The 11,830-nt window shown below is 29.8% G+C and carries 10 protein-coding genes; 6 read left to right on the forward strand and 4 right to left on the reverse strand.

Annotated features, from left to right (window positions below; genetic code table 11):
- Window positions 1–210: hypothetical protein (locus FGK85_RS13195; RefSeq protein ID WP_341472490.1), on the reverse strand; the 210-nt coding region annotated here is incomplete at its 3' end.
- A gap of 193 nt (window positions 211–403) precedes the next feature.
- On the opposite strand from FGK85_RS13195, the gene FGK85_RS13200 reads away from it, so the two are divergent.
- Genes FGK85_RS13200 through FGK85_RS13220 form a run of 5 tightly spaced genes read left to right on the forward strand, consistent with a single transcriptional unit; the run spans window position 404 to window position 7,134 of the window.
- The gene (locus tag FGK85_RS13200) at window positions 404–916 is read left to right on the forward strand and encodes a GGDEF domain-containing protein (protein ID WP_138207368.1); all 513 of its coding nucleotides are present in this window, start codon (window positions 404–406) and stop codon (window positions 914–916) included.
- Window positions 903–2,594, forward strand: coding sequence for a DUF2334 domain-containing protein (locus tag FGK85_RS13205; RefSeq protein ID WP_243122889.1), 1,692 nt, complete (start codon window positions 903–905; stop codon window positions 2,592–2,594). The genes FGK85_RS13200 and FGK85_RS13205 overlap by 14 nt, the downstream gene beginning before the upstream one ends.
- Before the next feature lie 5 nt (window positions 2,595–2,599).
- The gene (locus FGK85_RS13210) at window positions 2,600–3,856 is read left to right on the forward strand and encodes a glycosyltransferase family 2 protein (protein ID WP_138207370.1); all 1,257 of its coding nucleotides are present in this window, start codon (window positions 2,600–2,602) and stop codon (window positions 3,854–3,856) included.
- Window positions 3,857–3,899: 43 nt separating this feature from the next.
- Entirely contained in the window at window positions 3,900–6,002 is a 2,103-nt protein-coding gene (locus tag FGK85_RS13215) for a cellulose biosynthesis cyclic di-GMP-binding regulatory protein BcsB (RefSeq protein ID WP_138207372.1), read from the forward strand.
- A gap of 37 nt (window positions 6,003–6,039) precedes the next feature.
- Window positions 6,040–7,134 (forward strand): glycoside hydrolase family 113, encoded by a 1,095-nt coding sequence (locus tag FGK85_RS13220; RefSeq protein WP_138207374.1) that lies wholly within the window; start codon window positions 6,040–6,042, stop codon window positions 7,132–7,134.
- Window positions 7,135–7,700: 566 nt separating this feature from the next.
- Here FGK85_RS13220 and FGK85_RS13225 read toward each other — a convergent pair.
- The 3 genes from FGK85_RS13225 to FGK85_RS13235 form a co-directional block, all read right to left on the reverse strand.
- Complete coding sequence (locus FGK85_RS13225) at window positions 7,701–8,510, reverse strand: DUF166 domain-containing protein (protein WP_138207376.1); 810 nt, start codon at window positions 8,508–8,510, stop codon at window positions 7,701–7,703.
- A gap of 143 nt (window positions 8,511–8,653) precedes the next feature.
- The gene (locus FGK85_RS13230; protein WP_138207378.1) at window positions 8,654–9,880 is read right to left on the reverse strand and encodes an MFS transporter; all 1,227 of its coding nucleotides are present in this window, start codon (window positions 9,878–9,880) and stop codon (window positions 8,654–8,656) included.
- A gap of 3 nt (window positions 9,881–9,883) precedes the next feature.
- Window positions 9,884–10,624: a glycerophosphodiester phosphodiesterase gene (locus FGK85_RS13235; protein ID WP_138207380.1), complete on the reverse strand. Its 741-nt coding sequence runs from the start codon at window positions 10,622–10,624 to the stop codon at window positions 9,884–9,886.
- A 546-nt stretch (window positions 10,625–11,170) separates the two neighbouring features.
- Here FGK85_RS13235 and FGK85_RS13240 point away from each other — a divergent pair.
- Entirely contained in the window at window positions 11,171–11,695 is a 525-nt protein-coding gene (locus FGK85_RS13240; RefSeq protein WP_138207382.1) for an FmdE family protein, read from the forward strand.
- Window positions 11,696–11,830 lie beyond the last annotated feature (135 nt).

Genomic DNA, 11,830 nt, shown 5'->3' on the forward strand with positions numbered 1-11,830 from the left:
TACTTTTTTAAACTTGCCTTTTTTAAGCCAATGTTCTAATCTATTGAAACTTCTTATCTGAAGCATAAATCCAAATAACACCACGAAGGTAATTGTTGAAATTTTTACTGGAGATTTTATTCTTTTATCTTTTAAGTTATTGATTTTTTCACCTATATCGTATACCTTATTAATATAAGTAAGTAATTGTTTTAAATAACTTTTACTCATTTTATCAGCATCCTTTTTAAGTTGGTTTCTTGTCAAAACTATTATAAAAAGGATGCTTTTATTATGCAAATTTTTTCTCTAAAATTTCCAGCAAAAATCAGAATTTATGGTTTTTAACCTAACCCTCAATCATTCATTATAAATCAGCGGGCTCACGCCCCAAAAATTTTTAAGTGCTAAACTTCTGAATGAAATGCAAAATATTAATAATAAATTAAGAATGCAATACAAAGAGCTTATAACTATAGATAGAACTACAGGATTAGGTAATATAAAAGGTTTTTATATGGATTTAGATAGGGCTATAAGTAGAGTTAAAAGGCATAATATTAATGTTTCCTTGATGATCATAAAAATTAGTTATTTTCAGCAGTTAAACAGCCTTTTAGGAGAAAGTAAAATGGTAGAGTTGCTAAAGGGAATAAGTAAGTGCGTAATGGATTCAACTAGAAATGAAGATATAAGATATAAATTATCTAATGATACCCTAGCCATTCTATTGGAAGACACGGATATAAAAGGATCGGAAGTTGTAAAAGAAAGAATTAAGGAAAAAATAAAGGAATTGAGTTTACAGCAAAAGGAAAAGAGTAAAAATGTAAATATAGAAGTAAAAATAGGAGTTTATCAATACAATAAAGACATAGAGAATTCATTCCAATTTAAAGAATTAGCAGAGAGGGAATTGGAATATGATGTGGATTAATAAAAGCAGTAAAAACAACAGAGGTGCAAGAGTGTTATTATTTGTTCTTGAGTTTTTATGCATATTTAATTCTTTAAGCTTTAGAGTTTGTGCTACAGAAAACAGAAAAAAGGCATTAGTAATATATGATAGGCAGAACTATTTTAGTTACAGTGACAATGTGGTCAATAGTATTAAGGAGCTTTTTGGAGCCTATAATTTAGCAGGTGAAGATATAAGTGCAGCAAAATATGAATCCAATTATTTAAATAAATATGATTATGTTTTTGTGTTGGGCATTGATGGAGAATTAAATAATAAAAAAATTATAAAAGATTTAAAGGATTATAAAGGTAAAATATGCTGGATTGGCAAGGGTATAGAGTATTTTATTGAAAATAATTCAAAATATAATTTAGAATATGTAGGCAAAAAGATGGATATTACAGAGATATACTACGGTAATGGACAAGAAAAGATTAAGTCAGTAGAAAGTATAGACAAATTTCCTATAGAGTCAAAGGAGCTATTTACTATACTTAAGCCTCTAAACAGTCAGGTAGAAGTATTGTCTTATATAAGTGATGGCAGAGAATTTTATCCCTATGCATTAAATGATAAAAATCTATGGTATGTATCTAGAGTAGATGATAACTCTGTGCTTTTCTATATATTCTCAGATTTATTAAATGGAATGTTTTCCTTTAAAAGAGATAGTAAGGGCAAAGTATATATAAGAATAGAAGATGTACACCCTTTTAGGGATCAAAAGAAACTTAGAGCCATAGCGGATTACCTTAGTGATGAAGGTGTACCTTTTATGATAGCTTTAATACCTACCTATGTGGACACTAAAACAGGGTATATAAATACTATTTCCCATAAGAAGGATTTTGCTAAAACCATAAGATATATGCAGGAAAAGGGAGGGAGTGTAATACTCCATGGGTATACTCACCAAAACTCTAAAGAAGAGGCTTCTGGTGAAGGATTTGAATTTTGGGATGGTCAAAAGGATGAACCACTAAAGTGTGATATAGAAAAGTATGTATATGATAAAGTAGGAAGTGGATTAAAGGAATGTGTGAAAAACGGCATATATCCCTTAGGCTTTGAGGCTCCACACTATGCCATGGATATTAATGGGTATAGGGAGATTAAAAAATATTTTTCCACTTATGTGGGGCAATATCAAAGTAATAATGAAAAGTTTACTACTACACCTTTTCCATATACAATTTACCACACAGATTCATTTAATAAATTAATTCCAGAGAATTTAGGGTATGTAGAGTCAGAAAACAACCTATCTATTCCCAGCATAAAGGAAAATTTTAAGCAAGTTTCATTGTCAAAGGGCTACACGGCGGGAGCTTTTTTTCACTGCTACTTAGACATTAAATATCTGAAAGAAATAGTACAATTTTTTAAAAGTCAAAATGTAGATTTTTTAGATTTAAAGGAAGAAGATAACTGGGTTAAATGGGAAGACATAAGCATAAAGTCTGCAGATGGAGATATTGATGTGAACTATCCTAAGGAAAAGTACAAAGATATAGAGGAAGAAAAGCCTAAAAAAGTAGGATATATAGAGAATATAAATTTAGTTTTAATAGTTATAGTATCTGTGTTTTGCATTGTATTCCTATTTGTTTTTATAGTATTGAAAAAAATAGATAGAAAGAAATTTTTAAGGTGATAAATATGAAAAGTTTAACTTTTGTAGATTATTTATTTATATATTCTTTGGTTTCCATATGGATGTTACTTCTTATGAATATTGTGCTATCCCTATCAGGCTATAGATATTATAGAAAAATTATAGATGAAAACTTAGAGGATTTAAAAGAATATCCTATGGTTTCAATACTGGTGCCGGCTCATAATGAAGAAAAGGTTATAGGAAGAACTGTAAAGTCTTTGCTGCTTTTAAATTATCCCAAGGATAAAATGGAGCTTATTGTAATAAATGATAACTCATCTGATAATACAAGGGAATTGCTGAAAAAAATAAAGGAAGACTATGGTGAATATAATTTTACAGTTATAAATACAGATAAGAAAACTGGTGGTAAAGGTAAGTCTAACGCGCTTAATATAGGATTTGCAATATCCAAAGGTGAATATATAGCTGTATATGATGCAGATAATACTCCGGAGAGAAATGCACTTAGATATTTAGTGAATACTATACACAAGGATGGAAGTCTTGGAGCAGTTATAGGTAAATTTAGAACTAGAAATAAAGACAGAAATCTATTAACCAAATTTATAAATATAGAAACTCTAAGTTTTCAGTGGATGGCTCAGGCGGGAAGGTGGCAGCTTTTAAATCTTTGCACCATACCGGGTACTAATTTTATAGTTAGAAGAAGTATAATTGAAGAACTTTCAGGTTGGGACATAAAGGCTATAGCAGAGGATACGGAGATAAGTTTTAGAATATATAAAATGGGATACAAAATAAAATTTATGCCAAAGGCTGTAACTTGGGAGCAAGAGCCAGAAACTTTAAAAGTATGGTTTAAACAGCGTACTAGATGGGCTAAGGGGAATATTTATGTTTTGCTTAAGTACATAAGAGGAATATTTAAGAACAATGTCAAAAGCGTTATATTTGATGTGTTTTACTTTTTTACAGTGTATTTTTTATTTCTTTCATCTGTAATAATATCTGATAGTATTTTCTTATTAAGTTTATTTACAAAAATAGAAATACACGTTACAGGAAATTTTCTTGTGCTTTGGATTCTTGCATATATTCTTTTCATATTAGAAGTATTTTTAACTTTAAGCATGGAAAAAGGAGAAAGCAATTTAAAAAACTTAATTTTAGTTCCTCTGATGTATTTTACTTATTGTCAGCTTTGGATGGTAGTGGCCATAAAGGGTATTATTCAGTACCTTAAAGATATTATATTTAAAAGAGAAGTAAAGTGGTATAAAACCGAAAGATTTTAGAATTAAATTATATTTATTAAAGAACATATAGAAAGGAGCAGCTATGAAAAAAATATTGAGTATTTTATTAGCTTTTATTCTAGTTTTACCATTGATGATTGCTAAGGGCAATTTAGTTAGAGCGGACAATGTGAGCAATTCTGCAAGTGTTAAATCCAAAAATTATAGATTTGAAAAAGATTGGAATGGAAGTGGTGTTTTTGCCACTAAGACATTTTTTTTCGATGTTAGTAAGAATTGGACCTTAGAGAATTCTTATATAAATTTAGTGTTTACAGAAAGTCAGCTGTTAGAAAATAAAAACTCCACGTTAACAGTGTTAATAAACGACACGCCTATAGGGTCTATAAAATTAGGAGAAAAAAAAGAATACAAAAGAACTGTTAAAATACAGATTCCTAAGGAGAAAATAATTGAAGGATTTAATGAAATAAAGATTAAAACCTATAAAAGAATTTCAGAAAAGCCTTGTATTGACGATGTTAATACAGGAAACTGGATAGTGATACATAAGGAGTCCTATGTTCATATAGATTTTAAGGATAAGGAAGACACAACTTCATTAAAAGAATTTCCATTCCCTTATATTAAAGAAAGTGATGAAATACCTATGAATGGAATAATTGTGGTTCCAGACAATGTTTCCAGTTCTGAAATAACTACAGCAATGATGATTTGTTCAAATTTTGGAGCCAAAAGAAAATATGAAAATATAAATACAAAGGTATATAAATTTTCTGATGCGGAAGAAAAAGCTTCAACCAATGTTATATACATTGGACAAGAAAAAAATTCTCCAAAAGAAATATTGTCACTTTTAAGCTCAAATGAGCTAGAAAGTATTAAAGATAATGCTGTAATTAAGGAAGTTCAGTCTCCCTATAATAAAGAAAAGAAAATGCTTATGGTGATATCTAATGATGAAAATAAACTTGTAAAAGCAGCCAAGCTATTAAGTAGCAAAGATTTAATGAAACAAGTAAATAGAAATAGCATAATTGTGGATGAAGCCTTAAATGTAAAAGATCCTCTAAATAAGGAAAGTGAGAACATATCCTTTTTAAAGTTAGGTTATAACAATGTGCTTTTGCCAGGTTCTTTTAGACAGGAGAGCAATTTTACATTAAATGTTCCAAAGAATAGGTTTATAGAAAAAGGAGCTAGTATAGTATTAAAGATAAGGTATGCTAAAAATTTGGACTTTGACAGGTCTCTACTTACTGTATATATAAATGATATTCCTATTGGAAGTAAAAAATTAAGCGCTAATAATGCTGACAATGATACATTTCAAATAGATATACCAGAGGATGTGAGAAATCTTAATAATTATGATATTAAAGTAGCCTTTGATTTACAGTTGAAGGATGTATTTTGTACTTTTAGAGAAGAGGACAATCCATGGGCCTATGTAAGTTCAGAATCCTACTTACACTTACCTTATAAGGATGGAAAGGATTTTACTTTTCAAAACTATCCTAGCCCATTTGTATCCAATGGTAAATTTAATGATGTTACTATGATTTTACCTGATGAATTTTCTTCTCAGCAGTTAACTTGGGCAGGAAATATAGCAGCGTATATAGGACATGATTTAGAATTGAATGATGGAAGTTTTAAAGTTTTAACGGGCGCAGAAGGGTTGAAAAATCCTCCAAAGGGAAATTTAATAGTAATAGGTACTCCAGAAAATAATAAAATTATAAAAAGTTTTAATAAAAATATGTATATAAAGTTTAACAAAGATTTTACTGCTTTTATGTCTAATGAAAAAATAAACTTACTTCCAGGCTATGCCAGTGAAGTAGCTACTATACAATTTATAGAGTCGCCATTTGATAAAAAAAGTAAGGTAATGTTAGTAGCTTCTGTAGATGAAAAAGATATATCCTTAGCACAGAGATATTTAAAAGATTTAAATCTTTTAAGAAATTTAAAAGGAAACTCAGTAATAATAGATAGAATGGGGAACTTAAAAAATTTAACCTACGGAGAAAAAGAAAATAGCATAGGAGAAAAGTTTAATTTTGGCAAAGTTATAACCATGAATTCCAAAACAAAATTTTTAATAGTATTTTTAGGGATAGTTCTTTTATTCACAATTACTGCAGCAACAATGTATATAAAAAAATATAAAAAACAGTAAAATTAATTTTATAAATAGGGGAGTAAAGTTATATAATATGAAGATTAAAAAAAGAAATAAAGTAATTATAGTGCTATTGGTAGTGGTTTTTATAGCTTATGTTATGCAACTGAATCCATCTGTAAAGGGACATATAAATAATTTTAAAAATAAGCTTTTAGGCAAAACTTTAAATAGGGAATTTAAGGTTAAAATTAAATCTGCTAATCTTTCTACGGATTATGATATAGATAAAGTGTTAGAGGATATAGAGAAATTTGGATTAAACACTGTAAATATACCAGTGGCAATTAATATTGATTCTTTGATTTCAGATAATATGCAAGTGGATAAAAATAGTGAGAAGAAAGCCATTAAACTTATAAAAAAATTGAGATGGAAAAAAATAAACATAATATTAGAACCATATCCTTGGATAAAAAATGGAGAACTTTATGAAACACAGTGGAAGCCAAAAGATATAAATAAATTCTTTTGGAACTGGAGAAATAATGTACTTAAAGTATTGATAGATGATGTTGCGGTGCCTTATCATGTAGATGCTTTAAATGTAGCTTCTAATTTTGTTCAAATGGAGTACGCAGAAGGTTATTGGTGTGACACCATAGATTTTGTAAGAAAATATTATAAAGGACTGGTAACCTACAGGACCTGTTGGTGGTACACTGCAAGCTGGGATAAAAAAACTCAAGAAAATTACTTGAAAAAATTAAACAATAAATTATTTTCTAAAGTGGATTTCATAAGTATAGCAGCTTATTTTGAACTTACGGACAAGGATGAAAATACTGTGGAAAATTTAAAAAACGCACTAATTAGTACAGAAAGATATAACAGGGAACAAAATATAAAAAGTGAAATTCATAATTTTAATTTAAAGTGGAATAAACCTATTTTCTTTGGTGAACTAGGATTTCCAAAGAGAAACAAAGCTTCTGTAGAACCTTGGAATCCACTACCATCTTCTATAGTTAACAATAAAGAACAGGCTAGATGCTTTGAAGCTTATAGAAGTGTTTTTGAAAAAGAAAATTGGTTCTTAGGGTTTTCTGTATTTGCAGTAGGTAAGGATGGTATGGACAAAAACTATTATCCTTCGGAGGAAAGTACTAAAATCATAAAGGAATGGTAATTTAATTTATTTTGCCGAAAGTCAGCAAAATAGCTACATTTTGACCTACAGCATGAAACCTTAATAAATAATTTTCAACTTTATTTTTATTAAATCTTTCATTATAAAGCCTAATCATACCTACGTATTTAGACTGGCTGCTGCCAATAAAAGATCTTTAAGTCCTTAAAAAGAAAAGCTATAATTACTCCATTTAGTGAACTAATTATAGCTTGTTTTACTGTTACATTTATTTAATTAAAGATTTTCCGTAACGTATTGGAGGAAAATCATTCTTTAGTAGGCCGTCTCCCGCCACAAAGTAAGTACTATGTAACTGAAAAATCTGCTTTTAATGGAGTGATAAATGTGAAATTTAGGACTATTGAACTAGCCTTAGAACTTCTTTATTTGTCCATTTGAAGCACCGTTAAGAAGTTTTCATTGCCTGAGCGAGGCACGAGTGAGTTTGAAAACTTTAGGGGCTTTAAATGGACAAATATTAGAAGTTCTTAGCGTATTGTTCACAGTCCAAAATTTCACATTTATCACGGAATTAAAAGCAGATTTTTCCTATAGCACTTACTTTACAATATTCTTATTATTTCTGAATTTTCTAGGGCGTTATAATGAGTGTAGCCGGCAATATGAAGAGGAGTGTCTCCTAATTCTGGATCTATTTTCATTCCACCAAGGCAAGGGTAGCTGTGCCAGTATTTTGCTACGACTTTTTTTGCTTCTTCTCCAAGCTTTGTACCCACTAAATGTTTAGCTACATTATAGCCATTGCCGCAAGGAGCGGATATGACAGATTCTGCTTTTACAATAACATCGTCGCTATTTACATATAATTTAAATTTAGGCTTTCCTAGTTTATACTCATCTATAAATTTATCTATGGTTTCTCCATTGCCGTAATTTAATGTACAAAATGGTTTAGGAAATGCGTATTCTAAATTATATTTTTTACACTGAGCAATGACTTCCTCTCTTGTCCATCTTGAAACCCAATCACCACTTTCACAAGGGACTAAAAGGGCTTTTCCACCGCTTTCTTTAACTAGTTTTGGAAGTTCTACTAGTATATCTTCATGTATGCCTATGGCTATAGTTATATCATGATGGGCTAATTTTTCTGGCAAATAGCTTAGCGGTTTATCTTCAAATTTTTTATATAAATCAGGAAGTTTTACTATTTGAGCTATATGGTCACTATAATTTAAATTGTAAGCAGCTCTGCATCTAAAGCATTCTTTTCCACAGAGTGTACAAACATCTTTTTCATCATTAAGGTTAGGTATAAATTTAAGATTTGCAAATCTACTATCTAACTTTATATAAAATTCATTTTCAGGATTTAAATTACTCTTTTCACAGCAAATTATAACTAACTTCATAAATTTACCCTCCAATTTTAAAAACTTAATTTTATATATTTTTCTAATTTATTACCTTAATTATAAATTATGATGATTTGAAAATCGGTAACTTTTGGTACGGTAAAAAACTATTGCTCCTTTATGAAGTAAGTGGGGGTAGTTTACGAGTATTGCTTACGGGTATTGTGTATGCAAATCCATGCAAAAGCATAGGCTAAGGCTGTAAATAAAAACATGAATTTGAAACCTATTAAGTCTATAAGTCCACCTAAAAATAGTGGTCCAAGTATTGCGGCTAAAGATGATGAGAAATAGTATAAGCCTGTATAAGTGCCTATTTTTTCTTCTGTGGTCATCTCAACTACCATAGGATAAGAATTTATATTGATAAGAGCCCAGAAAAATCCACCTATGGCCATTAGAATCAGCATAATCAATTGATTTAATGGAAATATAGTACCTATAAGTGATAAAAGAATAAATACAATCACGTCTCCAGAAATGCCTATAAGTATAGTTTTTCTTTTACCAAGTTTTCCACCCACAAATCCAGCAGGAATAGCAAAAATTAAAAATGAAAGAGCAAAAAATCCAAGTATAAAAGAAGCTTTAGTAACAGGGAGTTTTAAGAATTGAACACAGTAATTGCTAAAGGTAGCTTCCACACCTTGATAACCTACAAACCAGAAAAATACTGCAAGTAAAATATAAAGAGTAGTTTTGTCCTTGGATTTACAAATATCTTTTAGGGAAGAAATTATGCTTATTTTTGCATCCTTTTCTACAGTATTTTCTACAGTAATATTATTAGGTTCTTTTATGAATTTCATTAGTATAAACAGGGCTAAGAACATTAAAATTGCTGTTCCAAGGAAGGGATAATTTTTATTAGCTTTATATAAAAATGAGCCGCCTATGAGTACAAATACAGAAGCAAGTCCACCCATAAAATTAATTATTCCATTGGCTTCACTTCTTAAATGTGATGGAGTTATATCAGGCATAAGTGCAACAGTTGGTGCTCTATATATAGCCATGGAAAAGTTTAATATGGTAATAATTATCATAAAATTCAGAAAACTTGAGTAATTAGGAAGCAAAATAAACATTAATGCGGAAATAGGTATGCCTACCATAAGATAAGGCATTCTTCTTCCAAATCTTGTGCTGGTTCTGTCACTTAGGGAGCCAATAATGGGTATGAGTGTTACTGCAAGAATATTATCCAATGTCATAATAGAATTTATAGCAAATTGGCTGTTAAAAAAATCTCTTAAAAATATTGGAACATAAACATTGTAAAGAGGCCACACCAGGCTTATGGCAAAGAAGCCAAAGCCAAGTATGAAGGTCTTTTTATAGTTTAATTTAGAAACTTTATTATCCATTATTTAGCCCTCCTGAATTTCGCTTACAATTTTTTTAGCTTTGTCAGGGTAGTTTGTTATTATGCCGGATATTCTAGCTGCAGCAAGTTCACCCATTACTTTTTCATCATTTACTGTATAGGTATTTATATCTAAATTATGAGCATAGGCTCCTTCTATAAAGTGTTTATCCAAAGTTAAATATAAAGGATGAAGTGCATTGACTTTTACAGATTTAGCATATTCCCAAGGTTCATATAATGAAGCACCATATAAAAGTCCAGTTTTTACATTAGAGTTTAACTCCTTTACTCTAAATAGTGAATAGTGATCAAAGGAAGAGATTATGCACCTATCTAGCATATTATACTTTTGCAGACAAGCTAAAACCTTTTCCTCTATATTAGGATATATTCTATAGCCAGCCTTAATCTCTACATTTATGAAAAGCTCAGTTTTACAAATAAACTCCAAAACTTCATTTAAAGTAGGAATTTTTTCACCTTTAAATTCTTTTCCAAACCAAGAGCCTGCATCCAGTGTTTTTAATTCTTCTAAGGTATAACTTGCAATTAATCCTTTCCCATTTGAAGTCCTATTTAAAGTTTCATCGTGCATTACTATAAGATGACCATCCTTTGATAGGTGGACATCCAGTTCTATGCCGTCAGCTTTCATATCTACAGCCTTTTTAAAGGCAGCCATGGTGTTTTCAGGAGCATATCCAGAGGCACCCCTGTGGGCTTGAACTCTCGTGAAATTCATATAAAAACCCCCTTTATAATATTTTTTTAATTGGTAATTTAGAGTTTTAGAATAATATTAATTAAAGGTAATGACAAAATCCATTTTATTATAGATTTTAATATTATATATTTTCTATATGAACAAATTATATCCTTTAATTTTAAACAAATTAAAGAGTGTAAGAAACTTTATAAACAGAGCTCTTAGCTTCAGATGGAGTTTTAACTCCAACTGAAGGTTAGAGATCGTTATCCAGGGACGTAGCTGCCGTTAACTCCAACTTTGTTAGAAGTGGGAGTGTTACGGCAGGTAGTCATCGGATAAATGAAAACGTAATTTGATAATGATGGAAATATAGAATCAAATAAAAATTATTATGTTATTATTAAATAAATATTGAAAAAATTCTGGCATATGCTATAATAATATTGTTAATAAATGAACAAGCATATCTACACGAAGTAGAATGTTATTATGTATAAAAAGATACCACGAAGGTAGAACTTAACTTAGGGGAAGCTCTGCCTTTTTTTATGCAAAAATATTCTTAGGGGGAATTAAAGGATGGATAGAAAATTATGGGAAAAATCAGTGGAATTTCATGGACATAAGTGTCCAGGACTAGCTATAGGTTATAAAGCTAGTGAGGCAGCTATGAAAAAATTAAATGTAAGTTTCTCAAAGGATGAGGAAATTGTATGTATTACAGAAAATGATGCCTGTGGAGTAGATGCAGTACAAGTTATTACAGGCTGTAGTATGGGAAAAGGAAATTTAATATACAGAGGTACTGGTAAAATGGCCTTTAGTTTTTTTTGTAGAAAAACTGGAGAAAGTATAAGAATGATATTAAAGCCATTTAAAGGAGAAATGGACAGAGAACAGAGAATGAACTACATATTAGAGGCTGATGTAGATGATATATTTGATTTTAAAAAGCCAAACTTTCAGCCACCAATAAAGGCTAGATTATTTTCAAACATAGTATGTGAAAAGTGTGGGGAATCAGCACCAGAACACAAAATAAGGATTATGAATGGCCAAAAGGTGTGTTTAGATTGTTTTGAGGATTACAATAGGGGATTTTAATCAGTAATTAACTTAACTTCTTTAATTTTAAAAGCTAAAAATCCATTTATAGATAAATATTTATATATATGAATATTATTACATTGGTAATACTTATAGTTATCCTATAAATAACTAACAAATTTTTCTAACAGG

Source organism: Haloimpatiens lingqiaonensis (assembly GCF_901447495.1).
GTDB classification, from domain to species: domain Bacteria; phylum Bacillota; class Clostridia; order Clostridiales; family Clostridiaceae; genus Haloimpatiens; species Haloimpatiens lingqiaonensis.